We start from the raw sequence: 19756 nt of genomic DNA, 5'->3' as shown, positions 1-19756 counted from the left end.
ATGAGGGAGAGCAAGGTTATGGTTGAGAAGAATAATAGGCTCGGCTTTGTTGTAGCGGGCTTATTGCTAGGTATTTTAATGGCATCAATGGATAATACCATTGTCGTTACAGCGATGGGAACAATCGTTGGTGATTTAGGAGGCCTTGAAAACTTTGTATGGGTCGTTTCTGCCTATATGGTCGCAGAAATGGCAGGTATGCCGATATTCGGAAAACTATCAGATATGTATGGTAGAAAGAGGTTCTTTATTTTCGGTTTAATCGTCTTTATGATTGGTTCGGCACTTTGTGGTACTGCTGAAAATATTACACAGTTAGGGATTTATCGTGCCATTCAAGGTATTGGCGGCGGGGCATTAGTGCCGATCGCGTTTACTATCGTTTTTGATATTTTCCCTCCTGAAAAGCGTGGGAAAATGGGTGGTTTATTCGGAGCAGTATTTGGTTTATCAAGTATTTTTGGTCCGTTGCTTGGTGCGTATATTACAGATTACATAAGCTGGCACTGGGTATTTTATATTAACTTACCGCTTGGCGTTTTAGCACTTATTTTTATTACATTCTTTTATAAAGAGTCAAGAGTTCATAGAAAGCAAAAAATTGATTGGTTTGGCGCAATTACTTTAGTTGGAGCAGTAGTTTCTTTAATGTTTGCGCTTGAACTTGGCGGACAAAAGTATGATTGGGATTCTAACTTTATTTTAAGTTTATTTGGTGGATTCGCTATTTTAATTATTGCATTCATTTTTATTGAACGTAAAGTAGAAGAACCGATCATTTCATTTGAGATGTTTAAACAACGTTTGTTCGGAATGAGTACAATTATTGCTTTATGTTACGGAGCTGCGTTTATGTCAGCAACTGTATACATTCCATTATTCATTCAAGGTGTATACGGTGGCACTGCAACAAACTCGGGATTATTACTTTTACCAATGATGTTAGGCTCAGTCGTAACAGCGCAGTTAGGTGGGTTTTTAACGACAAAGCTTAGCTACCGAAACATTATGATCATTTCTGCGGTTATTATGCTAATTGGACTATTTTTATTAAGCACATTAACGCCAGAAACAAGTCGTGTATTATTAACAGTGTATATGATTATTATCGGATTTGGAGTCGGCTTCTCATTCTCTGTACTAAGTATGGCAGCTATTCACAACTTCGGTATGGAACAGCGCGGATCTGCGACTTCGACGAGTAATTTCATTCGTTCATTAGGTATGACACTTGGTATTACAATCTTCGGAATGATCCAAAGAACAGGTTTCCAAGATCAATTAGAAGAAGCATTTAAAGGCATGAGCGGGGGAATGAATACAAACACATTAGGGGATTCAAGAGCCATTTTATCAGAATCGGCAAGATCTCAAATCCCTCCGCAAATATTAGATAAGATTATTGATGCTCTTTCTAGTTCAATTGTTCAAACATTCATGTGGGCATTGGTACCAGCTGGATTAGCATTCATATTCATTTTCTTTATGGGAAATGAGCGCATGGTAATTAAGAAAGAACAAACAAATAAAAAAAGTGAAACATCAAAAGCGTAATGAAAAAGCTCCTTTCCAATTGGAAAGGAGCTTTTTCGTATGTATGGTGTTAGATTAGCCTTCAATAATTTCGTATTCTTCGTCTGCAAGTAATAAAATTTGTGTTTTCTTACCTTTGTTTTGAACTTCAATTACATCGTATGCACCTAAGTCTCTTACTTTGCTTTGAGAAGCGTTAACCATAACTTCCATAGAATCGATTAAGATATCTTCTTCAATGTATGATTCAGGCAATGCCATATCTTCAGTTTCTAATACACATGCATATAGATTTTGTAAGTTTTCAGCAGTTGGGTTTTGTTCCTCAACATCAATGATGTTTTTTACTGCTTCCATATTTTCTTCTTTTACTTGGTATACTTTAATTTTAGCCATTGTTTTAATCTCCTTTATAACGTAATCGTAGAGGCTACACTTCATTATAACGTTTTTTTCATGAAAGATGAAATTGTTATATGTATTTATAGTAAAAATTATGTGTTATTACTCATTATTGGTGTAATTCCCTTACTAATATTATGAATAGGTAACGATATTCCTACGTTAAAGTTATATTGTCCAAGCTTTTTTGTTTTCCTTTCATATATATGTATTAGCTATTCTATATAGAGAAGGGATGGAGTGTAAGTGGATTGTGAGCCGAAACGTGATTGTGGATGTTGCCAAAATAGTATATGTGAATTTTTACAAAGTCTAGAACCGTATACTAAAGTTGAAAGTATTGTAATAGTAGGAAACGAAATCGTTGTATCTTATTTTCTTTCATTTAATGCGATGAAAGGGATTGTATCATTCGTACAAGAAGACAGTGAGGTTATTTTTGTAGATTGCTCAAAAATTGATGTAATCCGAATAGGAAAAGTTTGTAGTTGCAAATCGAAAGTTAAATATATTGAAGAGGACTTTAGCTTGCTAGGAAATGTGTGCCCGCAATGTTTAACAGAGGGGAGTACAATCTTTTTTGATTTTCATAATCCAGAATTAAATTTATGTTTACAAGCGAAAACAATTGATGCACCTATATGTACTGAATTTACAGATGAACTTGGGAATGTAGTAAAGCAATTTGCAATTGTAGGTGAAGCGATTGTTTCTAAGGATTTTGTTCAAGTACCTGAACTGTTAGATTTTCGATTAGTTTTATCGGATACTGCTGCGAACCCTTTGAAGTTTGGAATGCTGTTCATTAATTTTCCTGATATTACATTCGTTATTCTTTTCGCATCTAGTGGATACTTAAACATTTCAAATTGTTTAAAGGTAGAGAGTGGAACTGGTAATATCGAAATAGAAGAGCTGAAAAAAATGATAAAGGATGACGTTAACACGTACAAGTCAGTTGTTAAATTGACTAAAGTATATAAAAATGGTGAAATGGAATCTTTTATTTCTAAGAAGGAGTTATAACGCATTTTTTGATAAATCCTCATACATTATGTTGAGGGTTTATACATACACGATGTATATTCTAAAGTTTAAAAAGTGAGATACTCTTTTTTTATTAGATGTTATAATAATTTTATATTTGTGAATGATTTATAATTATATAAAAATTTAGTTTAATAGGTGTTTTCTTATATGGTAAATGGTTGATTGAAAAATTATATAAGTTTATTCTAAAAGATTTAGAATAAGATTGATTTTATAGAAGGCGGGAATGTAAATGATACATGAAGCGAATATACATACAAGAAAAAAACTAGTTTCTATGTTTGATGATTTCAATAACGTTATTTTACTTTCTTATTTACAAGGGCATATGGGGACTGCTTGGGTAAATGATCTTGAAAATCCAACAGTAGCACAAGTTACGGTAGGAATTTTCACATTTTACGCTGGAGACCCAAATGTGCAAGAAACAGAAGAGTTATTACGTAACATTCCTGAAAGAATTCTAGTTATCGTAAATAGTGAAGAGTGGAAACAACGCTTAGAAACATTCCATGAAAGAAAAATAGATAAGTTTTTACGCTATAAGTTCAAACGAAATTCAGAAGGTTTTAATCGTTCAAAATTACAGTCTTTTATATCAATACTTCCAAAAGGATATGAGTTAAAAAGAATAGATGAGCATATCGCAAATAGCCCTACATTACATAAAATCTCTGAAGATTTTATAAGTCAATTTCAGTCGGTAGAAGATTATATAAACCGTGGTATAGGTTATAGCATTTTATATAACGGAGAAGTTGTATGTGGTGCATCCTCGTATAGTATTTATAATGATGGAATTGAAATTGAAGTTGCGACTGATCACAATTATAGAAGAAAAGGCTTGGCAACTGTAGTTAGTGCAGCTCTTATATTGGATTGCTTAGAAAATGGAAAGTATCCAAACTGGGACGCAGCGAATACTACATCTGCTAACCTAGCAGAAAAGTTAGGATATGTTTTTGATAAAGCGTATGATACTTATTTTGTGGATAATAGATGAGTGAAGGAAATTACATACTAAAAAATAAATACGCCCTAGTACGTAAGTCTAGGGCGCATTTATTAGTTGGTAAATATCTTCATAACAATCTTATCACATTTTATCTTTTGAATGTTTGGAATTAAAGATATTTATGTGACTTTTTGAAAAAATAAAAGAGCAGCTAGCAAAAGCTAACTGCTCCTCTCCAAGGGAGAATGGAGAAATACAATCATGTTACCTATAGTATTGACGGAACATTGAGTTTTAATCAGCCATTTATAAAAGGAGAGATAAAATATCTTTGATTAATCCTTAGGCTCCGATTAGGAGTACTGATAGAAAAACGATTGAGAATATACTTTTTATTATATTTACAATTTAAATAGTAGAACGTGTTTATCGTAGTTCTCCAAACACCAATTATATTTTTTTAGAATAATTGGATGGACTGCTTCTTTCGTAGTATCGACTTCAGTATAGCCATATTTCTTATAAAAGTTTTCTAATTCCTCAAAAGGAAGACAATATACATCTTGTATTTGTGATTTTTTTACAGTTTCTACTAAAAATGAAACAAGCTCACCAGCTAATTGTAGCCCTCTAAATTTAGGGAGAATAAAAATCCCGCCCATTTCTATAGTATCTGCATCTATTTGGACTAATCGTCCAACACCTGCATACTCGTTGTTATATGTAATAATTGCAACTTTATCTCTCTTTAAATCACTTCGTACAAATCCTATTGATTCATATTGATTATTAATCCATTTTAAATCGTTAGATGTAGCTAGTTGAATACTCATATACATGCTCCTTCCGAATACTAGCGCTCTCTTCATTATATAGAACATAAGATACTATATCAAAGGAACCTTGAGATAGCACATTTGTTTAAGTTATTAGTTAAAAGTGTGGGGTTGCTGGCATTGAAATGTAGGCTTCACCAAATATAGGATAATAATGTTGTGAATTTAGTGTTACATAGTCAAAATAAAAAATAGTTCATGTGTTCGATAACGCACGATTTTTTTAGTGTAGAGAAAATCATAGGGATATTTTAATTAGTAGCTACTGTATTCATTGAAGCTATTAAGGAAATGTGGTAATCGCCAGCCTTAGTGATACAAATCATATTAGGATTTAGTAAAAAAACTCTTCCTGAAAAAGAGGGAGATTAAAGATAAGAGCACTTCGAAAAGTGCCCTTCAGTAACGACTACTCATTCTAAAAATATTATATGAAGTTAAGTGTATTTAAGTATGGGTCTTTTATATAAATGTGAAATAAAAGATGGTTGTCTTCTTGTTAGAAGGCTATTTTTTGTTATTACAAAAAAGAATTAGAAGTAAAATATAAATTCAAGTTACTTGTCCAAACAAATTATTAAAAAATACATAAAATGCTAGTAGTTAGCCAATATTTTAATATTGCTAATTTTTTAGTTTAAAAGGGGTGATTTTATGTGTGATTGTGAAGTTTGTAGACGAAAGAAAAACCGGGATCCATTAAATCGGGATTCTGAACGAAAAAAAGTGGATTCTGAGCCAATAAAAAAGGATTGTGAACCAAAAAAACAGGTTTCTGAGCCAATAAATCAGGATTCCGAATCAGTAAATTCTTATTCATATAGTAAAAATGCAAATTTTTTAGAAGAAGCTATACAAACAGATGAAATCGATCAAGTTTCTGAGGAATATATTGAAATAGTAGATTCAGCAGATGTACAAGTTACTACTACAGATACAAAAGCTGCGCTATCCATCCAAGCTGCGTTACAAGCAGCTATTGTGGTTGTAGTAAGTATTTCTATAGCAGATAGTGAAAAGGCAGATAAAATAACACAAGAATTGTTTCAAAAATCATCTATTAAACAAATTAATAGACAAAAAACATTTATTAAAAATTCCAGAAACGTAACCGTAACAACTACTGATACAGATATTGCAGTGAATATTCAAATTCTCCTTCAAATTTTATTAGCGTTACTAGTTAAACTAAACATTTTATAAAGTGTCTATCCCATTTATATTTAGCTATAATGGTTGACTCAAAGTAAATATTTTTTTGTTGTAATATGTGGTACAAGCTTGGACTTCTTATTATGACTAAATTAAAATTCAAGATTGATGGGAAGGTAAGTGGGGATAACTATACAATAGCAAAGGTGAACTTATTATTTAACAGTAATTAAAACTTATATATGTTAAGTAACGGGAGGCTGTCTTCGCATTAGAAGACAGCCTTTTGATTTCATTAGTAAAAAGAAGGGAAAATAGAAGATTAAGTTACTTGTCCAAGCAATTGTTATTTAAATACATATAATGCTGGTAGTTATTTGAAATTTTTATAGAAAACTGATAGGAGTGAACATTGTAAATGGATGATTTAAATAAATTTTCTTCCTTTAAGTTTGATAAAGATCAAAAGAATATAATTATAGACCTTTTACTCTCAGATATTTTTAATAGGCATGGGATAAATGAAGAAAAACTAAAAAATTTATCGCCAGAAAAAAAGCAGCAAATTAAAAGTATTATTTCTGAAATACAATCACAGGTTAATAATTATTTAGATTGAAAGGGGGTGAACTTATGGAAAAAACATGTCATTCAGATGGAAATAAAAAGTGGAGTGCATTAGATTCTTCAAATCCTCATCCGTCTTTTAAAAATGCTAGCGTTTCAGAAGCAGCTGCGCAAGAAAGTAAAACTTATCAAATTTCTGAAGAATCTATTACAATAGTTGATTCAGCAGATGTAGAAGTTACTACTACTGATACAAAAGCTGCGTTATCTATTCAAGCAGCTTTACAAGCAGCTATTGTGGTTATAATAAGTATTTCTATAGCAGATAGTGAAAAAGCTGATCGTGTAGCACAAGAATTGTTTCAAAAATCATCTATTAAACAAATTAATAAACAAGAAACTGTTATTAGAAATTCTAGAAATGTTACAGTTACGACTACGGATACAGACATAGCAGTAAATGTTCAAATTCTTCTCCAAATTTTATTAGCTTTACTAGTAAAATTAAATATTTTATAAAATGTTTAACCTGTTTTTTTATATAGTGATTCTTACAGGTGAATATAGTACAGGCTATAAATATTAATCATTAACATCGCCAAAATAATAATGAGAACAATGTGATGGGAAATAAAGTTTGGTTGTTTTATGGAAATTTAAAAGCCATTTCCTTTATTGGATGTGGCTTTTAAATTTTAAACAGTATAAATTTTAAACAGTATAAATTTGAAAAGATTATATTAAGATAAAGAATTAAAATATGATGATACAAAATACTTATAAAATTATTCGTGTTATTGAAAAATGATAAGAAAAAGGTGTTTAAAATAGAACCATTTTCATTAATAGTTCAAGTTTTGAAGAATAGTGCATACAATATAAAGTGTTTTCCTTTCTTCATTTAAGTTTTACGTATATAATTTAAAAGTACTATTTTTATTTTATTATTTTATATTTATAACAGAATAGAGGTTTAAAAATGGGTGTTAAAATCATTACGGATAGTGCGGCGGATTTACCAGTAGAATTGCTGCAAGCATATGATATTGATTTAATTCCACTCCGTGTATATGATGAAGTAGAAACAGAGTATTTAGATGGAGTAACATTAGAGTCAGTTACATTACTGCAAAAAATGAGAGAAGGCGCTGTTTATAAAACGTCATTGCCTTCACTTGAAACTTTCCAAGAAAAATTTGTTTCTTATGCAAAAGAAGGTAATCCTTGTATATATTTAGCTTTTTCATCTGAACTGTCTGGTACATATCAATCATCAGTTGTCATTAAAGAGGAAGTAAAAGAAACATATGCAGATTTAGATTTAGAAATTATTGATACGAAATGTGCTTCGCTTGGTCAAGGGCTTGTCGTATTAGAAGCTGCTAAAATGGCAAAAAACGGCGCATCAAAAGAAGACATATTAAAACGTGTCGCTTTTCTAATGAACCATATGGAACATATCTTCACTGTAGCTGACTTACAGTACCTTGTTAGAGGCGGGCGCTTAAGTAAAGTAGCAGGATTTATCGGTGGTTTATTAAACATTAAGCCGATTTTGAACGTGGAAGAAGGAAAACTTGTCCCACTTGAAAAAGTACGAGGGAAAAAGAAAGTATTAAGCCGTATTGTTGATATTATGGAAGAACGTGGAAAATACCTTAAAGGTCAAACAATCGCTATGACTCACGGTGACGACTTAGAAACAGCTGAAGCGTTAAAAGCATTAATTACTGAAAGATTTGGCTGTGAAGTATTTATCGTAAATACAATTGGTGCAGCAATCGGTGCACATACAGGTCCTGGCGTTATAACGTTATTTTTCTTAAATGAAGTAGAGTAAAGGATTGATCTTTTGATCAATCCTTTTTTATTTTTTAATCTGTGATAATCGGTCGATATGGTATGGATGAAGATGAAACCTTTGAAGTTAGCCTATATCAAATGCAATCCTGTAGAGGGAGTATTTTTTATATGTGAAATGATACTTTATGGTAGAAGAAAAGATATAAATAAGAATGCATTTATAGAAATCTGAATATTTAAGGATATCGAAATTTTTTTATTTCATATATAATTGTGTAGGAAGAAATATCTGTAACTATTTGTAAAAATAGGAGGCGGCTATAAAAATGCAAGAAATTGCTAGATGGGATTTAAATCGATTGTATTTGAATGAGGATATTCTATTTCCGATTTTAGAGTTGAAAGAGCAATATTTTGTAACAAAAGATGTAGAGGTTCTTTCAAAGCTTATACAAGCTATTGAAAAAGCAGAATACTATTTGTATTGTCAATGGGTTGAAGAAAGTGTTTCATCTGACCTTACTAAATTGAATGTGAAAGTGAAGGAACTAAAAAGTGAAGTACAGCAAATAATAAAACATAGTGAAGTAGAAACTTCCGATAATATTAATATTAAGTTTATAAAAAATGAACTTAGTGCGTGGGAAGATATGTACATACAATTACGGGATAGGATAGAAATAGAGCACAATAATAAACAATTATCATTTGGACAAGCAAATAATATTGCAATGAATAGTGAAAATGAAAAGGAAAGATTAGAAGTATTCGAGTTACTTACAAGTACTTTACATAAGGAAAAAGAAATCTTTGCTACTGTATTAAATCAAATAGGGAGATTGCGTAATGCAAAGAGTAATGAAATAGAAGATAGAGAGATTTTAACACAATCTTTTCATGCGAATGGCATTTCAGAAGCTGTATTATTCCAAATGTGGAATGCGACAGAAGAAAACCTTGATAAATTAGTAAGTGCTTTAAACGTGTATAAGAAGGGAAAAGAGTCAATTACATGGCATGAACTTATGACAGTAAAGGAAAGTAATGAGGTTATAATTCCTTTTTCAGTAGCAGTACAAAACGTTTATGATGCATGTAAGAATATTGATGAAGAATTAGCAGAATTTGCACGTAATGCGATAGAAAGTGGATGGGTAGATGCTGAACCGAGAGAGAATAAACCACCAGGTGGGTTTTGTGCTCCATTTTTCAGTGAGAAAGAATCACGAATTTCAATGCGCTATGATGGGAGTATAGATAGTGTAAGAGTGCTCGCTCATGAATTAGGACACGCTTGGCATTTTTATAATATGAGTTTCGAACAATCTATATCTTTTTTAGATGATAATTTGCCAATGAGTACGGCTGAATCAGCATCTATTTTCTTTGAAACGGTACTCTTAAATTATCTAATTGAAACAACGGATAGTAAAGATATGAAAAAGTTATTACTTAGCTGGAAAATAAGAAATAGTTTTAATTATGTAATGGCAATACGAGCATCGTATCAGTTTGAAAAAACATTTTATGAAAAATGTAAAGAGGGTCCTTTAAGTGCTGATGAAATTGAGAAATTATCTATAATGGCACAGAAAGCAGCTTATGGAAATGCTTTAAGTGAATACCAACCGTTTGTATGGATGAAATATATTCAATTTTATATAGCAGATGTTCCTTTTTACAATTATCCATACACATTTGGATATTTAGTAAGTTTTAGTTTATTAGAAATCGCTCAAGAAAGTAAAGGTACTTTTCATTCGAAATATAAAGAGTTTTTACGAGAAACAGGAAAGGTTCCAGTAGAGGAGCTTATGAAAAAATATTTTGAAATAGATATAAGAAATTATGAATTTTGGAATAAGGCTTTTATTCAAATTTCTAAAGATATTGATGAATATTTGCAGCTTATGTAAGGGGAGAGTATAGTGGATCAGCAGTTTATAAAAGGTATACCTTTTTCAACTTTAGAATATGCAAAAGCTATAAGTTTATTAAAAGGTTGGCTACATGAACAACAAGAGAAACCAAGGTTTGTAGTAACTGCAAATCCTGAAATTGTTATGTCTGCAAAGGAAAATACGGAAAAATCAAAGCAGTTTAAAAAGATGTTACTATCTGCGGATTTAATAACAGCGGATGGGATTGGTGTCATAATTGGCTCGAAAATATTAAAAGGAACTTTGAAAGAACGTGTTACTGGAGCGGATTTAACTCACGATTTAATAAAATATTGTAACGACAATGAATATCGTGTCTTTCTTTTTGGAGCCGCTCCAGAAAGTAATAAAAAGGCATTAGAAAAATTAAATGAGCAGTTCCCAGGAGCGCAGTTTAAAGGACAGCATGGATTTGTAAATGGTGAAGAAATAAAAATAAAAATTAAGCAATTCAAGCCGCATTTACTACTCGTAGGACTAGGTTCACCAAAACAAGAAGAGTTCATCTATGAAAACATACAAACATTAAACGTTCCGCTATCTATTGGTATCGGAGGCATGATTGATATAGTATCTGGTACTGTAAAAAGAGCACCGAAAATGATGAGGGATACTGGAACTGAATGGCTGTATAGGTTACTCTCACAGCCGAAAAGGTTAAAGAGACAACTTGTACTTCCGAAATTTTTATTGTCGGTTATGTCTGAGAGGATTAAAGGGATTAATTAATAAAGGAGACTACATACATGAACAGAATCGGCATTATTGGAGCAATGCAAATTGAAATAGATTTACTTTTAGAAAAACTAGTTATACAAGAGGAACAGACAATAGCGGGAATGCCTTTTTATATTGGAGAATTCATGGGGATAGAAGTAATTATTACACGTTCTGGTGTAGGGAAAGTAAATGCAGCTGCATGCGCGCAAACATTAATTCATAAATTTGATGTAGACTCTATCATTAATACAGGCGTTGCTGGTGGGTTACATCCAGATGTAAAAGTTGGCGATTTAGTTATTTCAACTAACGTAACCCATCATGATGTAAGTAAAAATCAAATGAAAAACTTATTTCCGTTCAAGGAAGAATTTATCGCAAGTAAGGAATTGGTAGAGTTAGCACGTAAAGCATGTAATAGTAGTAGTTTACGTACTAGGGTTCATGAAGGAAGAATCGTCAGCGGTGAATGTTTTGTTGAAGATTCAAAGTTAAAGGCGAAATTAATAGACGAATACGCACCTCATTGTACAGAAATGGAAGGAGCAGCAATTGGACATGTCGCCTACATAAATGATATACCGTTTCTTGTTATAAGATGTATTTCTGACAGTGCAGATGATGAAGCTCAAGTTTCTTATGATGATTTCGCGAAAACTGCCGCAAATTATTGTTCAGAAATTATCGTTGAGATGCTGAAAAATATATCGAGTAATACTTATAGTTCAAAAGGGGAGAATGACATGTTACAAGCGTTAATTTTTGATATGGACGGAACGTTATTTCAAACAGATAAAATTTTAGAATTATCGTTAGATGATACTTTCAATCACTTAAGATCACTACAACTATGGGATACAGTAACACCAATTAATAAATATAGAGAAATTATGGGTGTGCCGTTACCGCAAGTTTGGGAAGCTTTATTACCGGACCATTCTATTGAAGTAAGAGAACAAACAGATGCATATTTTTTAGATAGACTAATTGAAAACATAAAAAGCGGAAAAGGCGCTTTATATTCAAATGTAAAAGAAATATTTACATATATAAAAGAAAATAATTGTTCAATTTACATTGCTAGTAATGGTTTAACTGAATATTTACGAGCAATCGTAACTTATTATGCTTTAGACAAGTGGGTGACTGAAACGTTTAGTATTGAACAAATACAATCGCTAAATAAAGGTGACTTAGTTAAAAGTATTATGAACAAATATGATATAAAAGAGGCAGCGGTAGTTGGTGACAGGCTATCTGATATAAATGCAGCGAAAGACAACGGTTTACTTGCGATTGGATGTAATTTTGATTTTGCGCAAGAAGATGAACTTGCTCAGGCTGATATAGTAATAGATGATTTAATGGAGTTGAAGGGGATATTATCTGAAGTGAAGAATACGCACGCTATGAATTACATAAAGTAACAACCATAAAAATGCTCAGAATAAATGATTCTCGAGCATTTTTATGTGTTTTCATACTTAGGGGGAATGGACTTGAAAGATATACATATTCAAAAAATAGAAAATTTAATGGAGTATGAATTCAGTCATCTCGTTCAAGACAGTGAAGAAGAAGGTTTTAATTTCCTTATAAGACTAATAAATGAATATAAAAACAAAATAAATGTATTCAATAAAACTGGAGAATGTTTATATGGTGTTTTCCAAGGTGATATGTTAATTGGAGTTGGAGGTTTAAATGAGGATCCGTACACAAAAGACAATAAGATTGTGCGGTTAAGGAGATTTTATATTTCAAGGGATTATCGGCGTATAGGGTTAGGGAACTTATTATTAAACCAACTATTATGTCATGCGGAAAAGTATTTTGAAGTGATTGTTTTACATGCTGACACGAAGCAAGGGGATGTGTTTTATACTGCAAATGGATTTGTAAAAGGGGGATTATATAAGGGATCGAGTCACTACAAACTATTATAGAGATTGCTATCCAAAGAATAGCTACGGACAGGGTTTTTGTTGGTAAATCGATATATCTTAAAAATCGCTGATATATATGAAGTTGCGACCCTTATATAAAAAAACAACTTTTATAATTTCATTTACTAAATTGTTATTATAAAAAAGAGCACCTTAGCTTTTAAAATTTAGCTTATAAGGTGACTCCTTTTCAGTCAATTACGTTTTAACGTTCATTTGTTTCAATAATAATCCTGGTTTACCTTTTACATAATAAAAATGCGGATTATTTTCATCATCATAAAGCATAATATAAGGCTTTTCATTTAGTGGGAGCAGTATAAGTACTTCGTCTATTGTAGTGTGTAACCATTGATTAGTAATAGAAACCGGCTTAGATAATGGGATTTTTATCATATAGCCATCTTTTGGAACGACATTTAAGTTTTTAAATGGACCGGTTATTGCTTTAGCGTATTGAACTGCTTCTTTTTGGATTACTGGATCTAAAGATTGTTTTTGAATGACCATTTCTTTTTGACAATCAAATACTTCAATTTGTTGATTGGTTTTTGCGAACGCATTTGTTGATAATAGAAATAAAAGAAGAGAAATGACCCCGATTTTTTTTATCATAATACAACACCTCACCATTACTATCCCCTCAAAAGCTTTAAATATTTTTCTGTCACATTCATGTAACAAAGATGTTGTATGATACAATTGGTTTTTGTTTAAAAGCAATGGAGGAAAAAATATGAAAGTTTTAATTGCAGATGACGAACAAGATATGTTAAGAATTTTAAAAGCTTATTTTGAAAAAGAAGGCTTCGAAGTTTTATTAGCGAAAGACGGAGAGGAAGCACTTCAAATGTTTTATGATGAAAAAATTGATTTAGCAATTTTGGATTGGATGATGCCGAAACATAGTGGTATTACTGTCTGTCAGGAAATAAAAAAGAATTCAAGCGTAAAAGTGTTAATGCTTACGGCGAAAAGTGAAAGCGAAGATGAATTAGCAGCGCTTCAAAGTGGGGCAGATGAGTACGTAAAAAAACCATTTCATCCAGGAGTACTAATTACACGAGCGAAAAAGCTTATTCAGCATGATGATATTATTCAAGTACAAGATGTAAAGATAAATTTCGCCAAAAATAAAGTATATAAAAATGATATAGAGTTAGAAATTACAAAAACAGAGCTCGAATTAATAAAATGCTTTTTAAATCATAAAGGAACGATTTTAACTCGTAAAAAATTGCTAGATATTGTATGGGGATTTGACTATTTTGGAGAAGAGAGAACTGTTGATACACATGTAAGAAGGCTGCGTAAAAAAATTGGAGAAAATATTATTAAGACGCATCGCGGGCTGGGCTATAGTTTGGAGGAACAAAGTGAATAAACTTGGAAAAAAGTTATTTTTCAGTATTTCTGCAACTGTTATTCTCATCTTTATGATTTCGTTATTATTCATTAACAATCTCTTACCGAACTATAATATTTATAAAACACGTGAAAGCTTAAATAAATTTACAACACAAATACAAAATACAACAGTGGAAAATATAGAGGATGTTATTCATACAATTGAAAGTGAAAACAACGTTACAATTGCGTATACGCCAATTAATCAGTCAGAAGATGCTATGAACGAAGCATTACGCATGCAACTTACGAAAAAGAAAGTGACGTTAAATAAGCTTTGGATTACGAAAGACGAAGTCATGAAAGTGAAGACGGAAGGGCAATCGAATAAACTGTACGATCAAGGAAAGGTAAAAGCGAGTTTTTTTGCTAAATATATTGCGAAAGATGATACGATAATTTTAATTGGGACTTCTATTGCGAATTCAAATGAAATTATAAGTACGTTAAATACATTTTACTTATACATCGTATGTTTCTCGCTGCTTCTTATTATTTTACTTGTGTGGATACTTTCAAAAATAATAACGACGCCACTGAAAGAGCTAAGTGATGTAGCTCAGGATATTTCACATTTGCAGTTTAAAAGAACGAAAGTGAAAACGAATGATGAAATAGGAGAGTTGGCCAATAGTATTAATATCATGAGCGAAAAACTACATGAAGCACATCAAGATTTAACTGATCGTAATGAACATTTAAAACGATTTATGGGTGATGTGACGCATGAATTAAAGACACCGATCGCATTAGTAAAAGCATACTCTATGGGGATTAAAGATGGACTAGATGATGGGACTTACGTAGATACAATTATTAAACAAACAGATCAAATATCAAACTTAATTGAAGAACTATTACGATTTTCTAAACTAGAAAGAGATATTTTACAAAAAGAAGAATTCCCTATTGAACCACTGGTCCAGAGTATATTAGATAAGCATCAGATTGAACTGGATTCGAAAGAAATTAACTTGCAAGTAAACTGTAATACGAGCGATACAATCGTTTATGCAGATTTAAATAAAATGAGAATGGTATTTCAAAATTTAATTTCTAATGCAATAAAATATTCAGCAAATCAAAACATAATAATTACTTTAGAAGATAGAAATAAAAGTATATATTTTCAAATAAAAAATGGCATTCATACGGAAAAAATTAAAGATATCGATAAAATTTGGGAGCCTTTTTACGTACTAGAATTTTCTCGTAGTAAAGAAAAATCAGGTACAGGATTAGGACTAGCGATAGTGAAAAGTATTTTAGAAAGACATGGTTTTGAATATGGAGTTTCCTCTATAGATGGAGAAATTCAATTTTATATAAATGTGAAAAAGGATTAATGAAAATATTAGTCCTTTTTGCAGCTTTAGAGGTTAGCGATACAGGATGAATCACCATAATTTTCAAAATTGATGTATTAAATGGAGAATTAGCAAATGTTCTACTTTCATTAAATTCACGTGAAGTTCACAGGGAAACGTTACATTTACATAGTTACATTTGAATTTAATGAAGTGAGGTATTCGGATTTGAAAAGAAAGAAATTAGTAATAGGTAGCATTTTAATGGGGATGACGTTATCTTTATCCGCATGTGGTTCATCAGATAATATTGTAACTACAAAATCAGGAAGCATTTCAGAAAGTGATTTTAACAAAAAATTAAAAGAAAACTACGGTAAACAGAATTTATCTGAAATGGTAGTAGAGAAAGTATTAGATGATAAATATAAAGTTACGGATGAAGAGGTAACGAAACAACTAAAAGAATTAAAAGACAAGATGGGTGATAATTTTAATACATATATGGAATCTAATGGTGTGAAAAATGAAGATCAGTTGAAAGAGAAATTAAAGCTTACTTTCGCTTTTGAAAAAGCTATTAAAGCAACCGTAACGGAAAAAGATTTTAAAGATCACTATAAGCCAAAGCTTCAAGTTAGCCATATTTTAGTGAAAGATGAAAAGACAGCAAAAGAAATTAAAGAAAAATTAAATAGTGGCGAAGATTTCGCGGCATTGGCTAAACAATATTCAGAGGATCCAGGTTCTAAAGAGAAAGGTGGAGAACTATCTGAATTTGGACCAGGTATGATGGTGAAAGAATTTGAGGATGCTGCATATAAGTTAGAAGTTGGTCAATTGAGTGAACCTGTTAAATCTTCCTTCGGATATCATATTATTAAGTTAACGGATAAAAAAGAGCTTAAATCGTATGAGGAAGAGAAAGAGAATATTCGTAAAGAATTAGAACAGCAACGTATACAAGATCCTCAATTCCATCAACAAGTTACTAGAGATCTGCTTAAAAATGCAGATATAAAGGTATCTGATAAAGACTTGAAAGATACCTTTAAAGAGTTAGAAAAATAATAAATGGAATGTAAGACAATCGATAGAAATATCGGTTGTCTTTTCCTCTATTTATCCCGCTATTTGCCGGGCAGTAAGACCCCCACTTCAAAATTCAGTGGAAGCAAAGAAGTTAGACGGGGGCCCTGCTGCTCGTAAACGCCCGATTGGTGAGTGCTGATTACAGTTTCACTTTATAAAGAAGGGGGGAGTGGGAAAATACTTTCACACCTGCATTAAATTTTACTTAATAAGAAATCTTTGAGTTTCTCAACTTTTATATAAAAATAAAACTGAATTTTCAGTTATTTTTTATATAGTAAAAGAGAACGAATAAGGGGAGGGAACATTTTGAGTAAAAAGAAAATGGCAATTACACTGTCAGCAATGCTATCTGCAACAATTATACCTAGCTTTACTATGGATGTGCATGCAGAGAAGAAGGAAGAGACTAAAAATACGAAAATTGAATTAGAAAATGGGATGACAAAGCCGATTTATTCTCTCGATGAAGCTATTATCGAAAATTTATATGTAGAGACAGAAGTTGATAGTGATCGCGACGGTAAGAAAGACAGAGTATCGATAAAAGTTATGCGTCCAAAGACAGATCCGAATGTGAAGGTTCCTGTTATTTATGAAATGAGTCCATATCGATCTGGATTAAAAGATGTTCCTGTATATAATGTAGATGAAGAATTGTATGCGTATGAAGGAAAACCGTATGGAGCAGTTAATCTTGGTTCGTATGGGAACTATTACGTGCCAAGAGGTTATGCAGTTATTCTAGGCGAAAGTATCGGTACTGGAAAATCAGATGGATGCCCTACAACTGGAGATGAACAAGAAATACTCGGTACAAAGTCTGTTATTGATTGGGTAAACGGTCGCGCGAAAGCATTTACAGAACAGGGTGAGGAAGTTCAGGCAAATTGGTCTACAGGAAATGTAGGTATGACTGGAGTTTCTTATAATGGTACATTACCAAATGCTGTTGCGACTACTGGAGTTGAAGGTTTAAAAACAATTATTCCAATCGCAGCAATTAGTAGTTGGTATGATTATTATCGTGCAAATGGTGCAGTCATTGCTCCAGGCGGATATCAAGGAGAAGATACAGATAATATGGCAGAAGCAGTACTGACAAGAAAGAATCCAGAAGTTTGTGGTCCGATAATGACAGAACTTACTGCTGGACAAGATCGGAAAACGGGTAATTATAACGATTTTTGGGATAAAAGAAATTATGTAAAAGATGCTAAAAATGTAAAAGCGAGTGTATTTGTTGTTCATGGTTTAAACGATTGGAATGTTAAAACGAAACAGTTCGCACAATGGTGGGATGCTCTTGGAGAAAATGATGTACCTCGTAAAATGTGGCTATATTAAGGTGGACACGGTGGGACATCAAGTAATAACTGGCAGCAAACACAAAATAAATGGTTAGATTATTGGTTGTACGGAATTGAAAATGGAATTATGGATGAACCAATGGTTGATGTGCAAAGAGAAAATAAATCGTGGCAAAAGATAAAAAATTGGCCAGATCCAGCGGCTGTACCTTCAAAAATCCGTATGTATTTAAGTAATAAATCAGTCAATTTGCGACTAAGTATGGGATCGGTTAATAAAGTTTTCTCATTCGTAGATGATGCACAAATAAAATCAAATCAATTAGTAGCAAACCCAGAATTAGAAGTAGCCAATCGATTAGTATATACAATGCCTGTACTGCAAAAAGATACGCGTATAAGTGGTATACCAAAGATTTCAATTACAGGAAATATTGATCGATCTGTATTAAATTTAACAGCATTACTTGTTGACTATGGAGGAGCGAAGCCGGAAATCGTAACGAGAGGCTGGATGGATCCACAAAACTTAAAGAGTATAGAAAATTCAACAGCGATTCAACCGGGCAAAGATTATGCATTTACATGGGACATGCAGCCAGATGATTATGTATTTAAAGTGGGGCATCAAATCGGAGTTGTTTTAATTGCAAGTGATTATGATTATACAATTAGACCGAAAGCTGGAACGAAACTTACAGTGAAATTAAGTGAAGTGACATTGCCGATTGTGAAATAAATATTTTTTCTAAAGAGCTTACTAAAGTAAGCTCTTTAATTTACAGTCTGAATTTTTAATTTTTATATTTCAAATTGGAAGGTTATGTAATACAATATCATTATATTCTATGGAAAGTGAGTGATATATTATGACAGTCAGCTCTTTCAAAATCTCATTAAAATTCGAGGTACAGGAAGATTAGTTGAATTGAAATCTTCCGTACGTAAAAACGGAGGAGAAAATAAATGTTTAGTTTTTATAGTACACTTTGTACGGAACTGTATGATTACACAAAACCAGTCGGTTATTCTTTGAATGGTGATATTGAGTATTACAAAGAACGTTTAAAAGATTGTAGAGGAAGAATCCTCGAAGCTGCAGTAGGTTCAGGGCGTGTCATCATTCCACTTCTAGAGGCTGGTTTTACAGTAGATGGGATAGATTATTCACCTGAAATGCTAGATTCTTGCCGTAAGCGCTGTAAAGAGAGAGGCTTACATCCTAATTTATATGAAGGAAGCTTGCAACAATTATCACTTCCGCATAAATATGAGGCAATTATCATTCCTACTGGATCTTTTTGTTTAATTGAAAATCGTGTCGATTCTATAAACGCATTGAAATATTTTTATGAACATCTTAATCCAGGCGGACGATTAATCGTAGATATTATGCTTCCGTATGACTGGAAGACTGGGGAAATTCATACATCGACTTTTTCTTTGCCGAGCGGAGACGGAATCACATTAGAAAATAAATCAATTGAAATAGATTGGCTGAACCAAGTTACTGTATCATATTTGAAATATGAAAAGTGGAGTAAAGGACAGTTAGTACAAACAGAACTACAACGCTTTGCGGTACGTTGGTATGGAATAGAAGAGTTTAAACTTCTGTTAGAAAGTATAGGTTTCTCTAATATTACTTGCTCTGCTGAATATGCTTATAAAAACGAACCGTCAAATGCAAATCAAATGTTTACTTTTGAAGCTGTGCGAAAAGAATAGAACTAATA

At 32.1% G+C, this 19756-nt stretch carries 18 protein-coding genes and 1 pseudogene; 16 read left to right on the top strand and 3 right to left on the bottom strand.

The window, feature by feature from the left end; translation table 11 throughout:
• Positions 1–18 precede the first annotated feature (18 nt).
• Complete coding sequence (locus DOS87_RS15390; RefSeq protein ID WP_000229652.1) at positions 19–1554, top strand: MDR family MFS transporter; 1536 nt, start codon at positions 19–21, stop codon at positions 1552–1554.
• A gap of 54 nt (positions 1555–1608) precedes the next feature.
• Here DOS87_RS15390 and DOS87_RS15385 read toward each other — a convergent pair whose 3' ends face one another.
• Positions 1609–1929, bottom strand: a complete 321-nt coding sequence (locus DOS87_RS15385) for a hypothetical protein (RefSeq protein ID WP_001062742.1) — start codon at positions 1927–1929, stop codon at positions 1609–1611.
• A gap of 252 nt (positions 1930–2181) precedes the next feature.
• On the opposite strand from DOS87_RS15385, the gene DOS87_RS15380 reads away from it, so the two are divergent.
• Both DOS87_RS15380 and DOS87_RS15375 read left to right on the top strand, forming a co-directional pair.
• Entirely contained in the window at positions 2182–2961 is a 780-nt protein-coding gene (locus tag DOS87_RS15380) for a BC_2878 family exosporium-associated protein (RefSeq protein WP_098578497.1), read from the top strand.
• A gap of 256 nt (positions 2962–3217) precedes the next feature.
• Positions 3218–3988: a GNAT family N-acetyltransferase gene (locus tag DOS87_RS15375; RefSeq protein ID WP_000581063.1), complete on the top strand. Its 771-nt coding sequence runs from the start codon at positions 3218–3220 to the stop codon at positions 3986–3988.
• 353 nt (positions 3989–4341) lie between these two features.
• Here DOS87_RS15375 and DOS87_RS15370 read toward each other — a convergent pair whose 3' ends face one another.
• Positions 4342–4773 carry a GNAT family N-acetyltransferase gene (locus DOS87_RS15370; RefSeq protein WP_000027164.1) on the bottom strand — a complete coding sequence of 144 codons (432 nt, stop codon included), beginning with the start codon at positions 4771–4773 and terminating at the stop codon, positions 4342–4344.
• Positions 4774–5430: 657 nt separating this feature from the next.
• Between DOS87_RS15370 and DOS87_RS15365 the strand changes: the two genes are divergently transcribed.
• The 8 genes from DOS87_RS15365 (at position 5431) to DOS87_RS15330 (ending at position 12904) form a co-directional block, all read left to right on the top strand.
• Positions 5431–5979 carry a spore coat protein gene (locus DOS87_RS15365; RefSeq protein ID WP_000332789.1) on the top strand — a complete coding sequence of 183 codons (549 nt, stop codon included), beginning with the start codon at positions 5431–5433 and terminating at the stop codon, positions 5977–5979.
• A gap of 367 nt (positions 5980–6346) precedes the next feature.
• A complete protein-coding gene (locus DOS87_RS15360) occupies positions 6347–6547 on the top strand; it encodes a spore coat protein (protein ID WP_000342252.1) in 201 nt (66 codons plus the stop codon).
• Between the two features lie 14 nt (positions 6548–6561).
• Positions 6562–7014 (top strand): spore coat protein, encoded by a 453-nt coding sequence (locus DOS87_RS15355; protein ID WP_000415813.1) that lies wholly within the window; start codon positions 6562–6564, stop codon positions 7012–7014.
• A 460-nt stretch (positions 7015–7474) separates the two neighbouring features.
• Positions 7475–8335 (top strand): DegV family protein, encoded by an 861-nt coding sequence (locus DOS87_RS15350; RefSeq protein WP_000538298.1) that lies wholly within the window; start codon positions 7475–7477, stop codon positions 8333–8335.
• A 289-nt stretch (positions 8336–8624) separates the two neighbouring features.
• Complete coding sequence (locus tag DOS87_RS15345) at positions 8625–10214, top strand: M3 family metallopeptidase (protein ID WP_098577857.1); 1590 nt, start codon at positions 8625–8627, stop codon at positions 10212–10214.
• Between the two features lie 12 nt (positions 10215–10226).
• Entirely contained in the window at positions 10227–10967 is a 741-nt protein-coding gene (locus DOS87_RS15340) for a WecB/TagA/CpsF family glycosyltransferase (RefSeq protein ID WP_098577858.1), read from the top strand.
• A 17-nt stretch (positions 10968–10984) separates the two neighbouring features.
• Complete coding sequence (locus tag DOS87_RS15335; protein WP_001079713.1) at positions 10985–12385, top strand: 5'-methylthioadenosine/adenosylhomocysteine nucleosidase; 1401 nt, start codon at positions 10985–10987, stop codon at positions 12383–12385.
• Between the two features lie 24 nt (positions 12386–12409).
• Positions 12410–12904 (top strand): GNAT family N-acetyltransferase, encoded by a 495-nt coding sequence (locus DOS87_RS15330; protein WP_057187471.1) that lies wholly within the window; start codon positions 12410–12412, stop codon positions 12902–12904.
• A gap of 198 nt (positions 12905–13102) precedes the next feature.
• Here the strand turns inward: DOS87_RS15330 and DOS87_RS15325 are convergent, their stop codons facing one another.
• The gene (locus tag DOS87_RS15325; protein WP_000591758.1) at positions 13103–13519 is read right to left on the bottom strand and encodes a hypothetical protein; all 417 of its coding nucleotides are present in this window, start codon (positions 13517–13519) and stop codon (positions 13103–13105) included.
• Between the two features lie 121 nt (positions 13520–13640).
• On the opposite strand from DOS87_RS15325, the gene DOS87_RS15320 reads away from it, so the two are divergent.
• From DOS87_RS15320 to DOS87_RS15300, 5 genes and pseudogenes are all read left to right on the top strand, one after another.
• Complete coding sequence (locus DOS87_RS15320) at positions 13641–14288, top strand: response regulator transcription factor (protein WP_000865984.1); 648 nt, start codon at positions 13641–13643, stop codon at positions 14286–14288.
• Complete coding sequence (locus DOS87_RS15315) at positions 14281–15657, top strand: sensor histidine kinase (RefSeq protein WP_001037228.1); 1377 nt, start codon at positions 14281–14283, stop codon at positions 15655–15657. Before DOS87_RS15320 ends, DOS87_RS15315 begins: the two co-directional genes overlap by 8 nt.
• A 189-nt stretch (positions 15658–15846) precedes the next feature.
• Positions 15847–16689, top strand: coding sequence for a peptidylprolyl isomerase PrsA (locus DOS87_RS15310; RefSeq protein WP_015945822.1), 843 nt, complete (start codon positions 15847–15849; stop codon positions 16687–16689).
• A 330-nt stretch (positions 16690–17019) separates the two neighbouring features.
• Positions 17020–18759: pseudogene (locus DOS87_RS15305) on the top strand (Xaa-Pro dipeptidyl-peptidase).
• A 227-nt stretch (positions 18760–18986) separates the two neighbouring features.
• Positions 18987–19748, top strand: a complete 762-nt coding sequence (locus DOS87_RS15300; protein WP_000490920.1) for a class I SAM-dependent methyltransferase — start codon at positions 18987–18989, stop codon at positions 19746–19748.
• Positions 19749–19756: the final 8 nt, after the last annotated feature.

Source organism: Bacillus sp. CR71, from assembly GCF_003429245.1.
GTDB lineage: Bacteria > Bacillota > Bacilli > Bacillales > Bacillaceae_G > Bacillus_A > Bacillus_A thuringiensis_S.
This window is presented reverse-complemented; position numbering and strand designations above follow the sequence as displayed.

What these genes read in the sequence shown, in the direction of transcription:
- DOS87_RS15390 (WP_000229652.1), top strand. Translation starts at nt 19, where the DNA reads ATGGTTGAGAAGAATAATAGGCTCGGCTTTGTTGTAGCGGGCTTATTG.
- DOS87_RS15385 (WP_001062742.1), bottom strand. Translation starts at nt 1,929, where the DNA reads ATGGCTAAAATTAAAGTATACCAAGTAAAAGAAGAAAATATGGAAGCA.
- DOS87_RS15375 (WP_000581063.1), top strand. Translation starts at nt 3,218, where the DNA reads ATGATACATGAAGCGAATATACATACAAGAAAAAAACTAGTTTCTATG.
- DOS87_RS15370 (WP_000027164.1), bottom strand. Translation starts at nt 4,773, where the DNA reads ATGAGTATTCAACTAGCTACATCTAACGATTTAAAATGGATTAATAAT.
- DOS87_RS15365 (WP_000332789.1), top strand. Translation starts at nt 5,431, where the DNA reads ATGTGTGATTGTGAAGTTTGTAGACGAAAGAAAAACCGGGATCCATTA.
- DOS87_RS15360 (WP_000342252.1), top strand. Translation starts at nt 6,347, where the DNA reads ATGGATGATTTAAATAAATTTTCTTCCTTTAAGTTTGATAAAGATCAA.
- DOS87_RS15355 (WP_000415813.1), top strand. Translation starts at nt 6,562, where the DNA reads ATGGAAAAAACATGTCATTCAGATGGAAATAAAAAGTGGAGTGCATTA.
- DOS87_RS15350 (WP_000538298.1), top strand. Translation starts at nt 7,475, where the DNA reads ATGGGTGTTAAAATCATTACGGATAGTGCGGCGGATTTACCAGTAGAA.
- DOS87_RS15345 (WP_098577857.1), top strand. Translation starts at nt 8,625, where the DNA reads ATGCAAGAAATTGCTAGATGGGATTTAAATCGATTGTATTTGAATGAG.
- DOS87_RS15335 (WP_001079713.1), top strand. Translation starts at nt 10,985, where the DNA reads ATGAACAGAATCGGCATTATTGGAGCAATGCAAATTGAAATAGATTTA.
- DOS87_RS15330 (WP_057187471.1), top strand. Translation starts at nt 12,410, where the DNA reads ATGATTCTCGAGCATTTTTATGTGTTTTCATACTTAGGGGGAATGGAC.
- DOS87_RS15325 (WP_000591758.1), bottom strand. Translation starts at nt 13,519, where the DNA reads ATGATAAAAAAAATCGGGGTCATTTCTCTTCTTTTATTTCTATTATCA.
- DOS87_RS15320 (WP_000865984.1), top strand. Translation starts at nt 13,641, where the DNA reads ATGAAAGTTTTAATTGCAGATGACGAACAAGATATGTTAAGAATTTTA.
- DOS87_RS15300 (WP_000490920.1), top strand. Translation starts at nt 18,987, where the DNA reads ATGTTTAGTTTTTATAGTACACTTTGTACGGAACTGTATGATTACACA.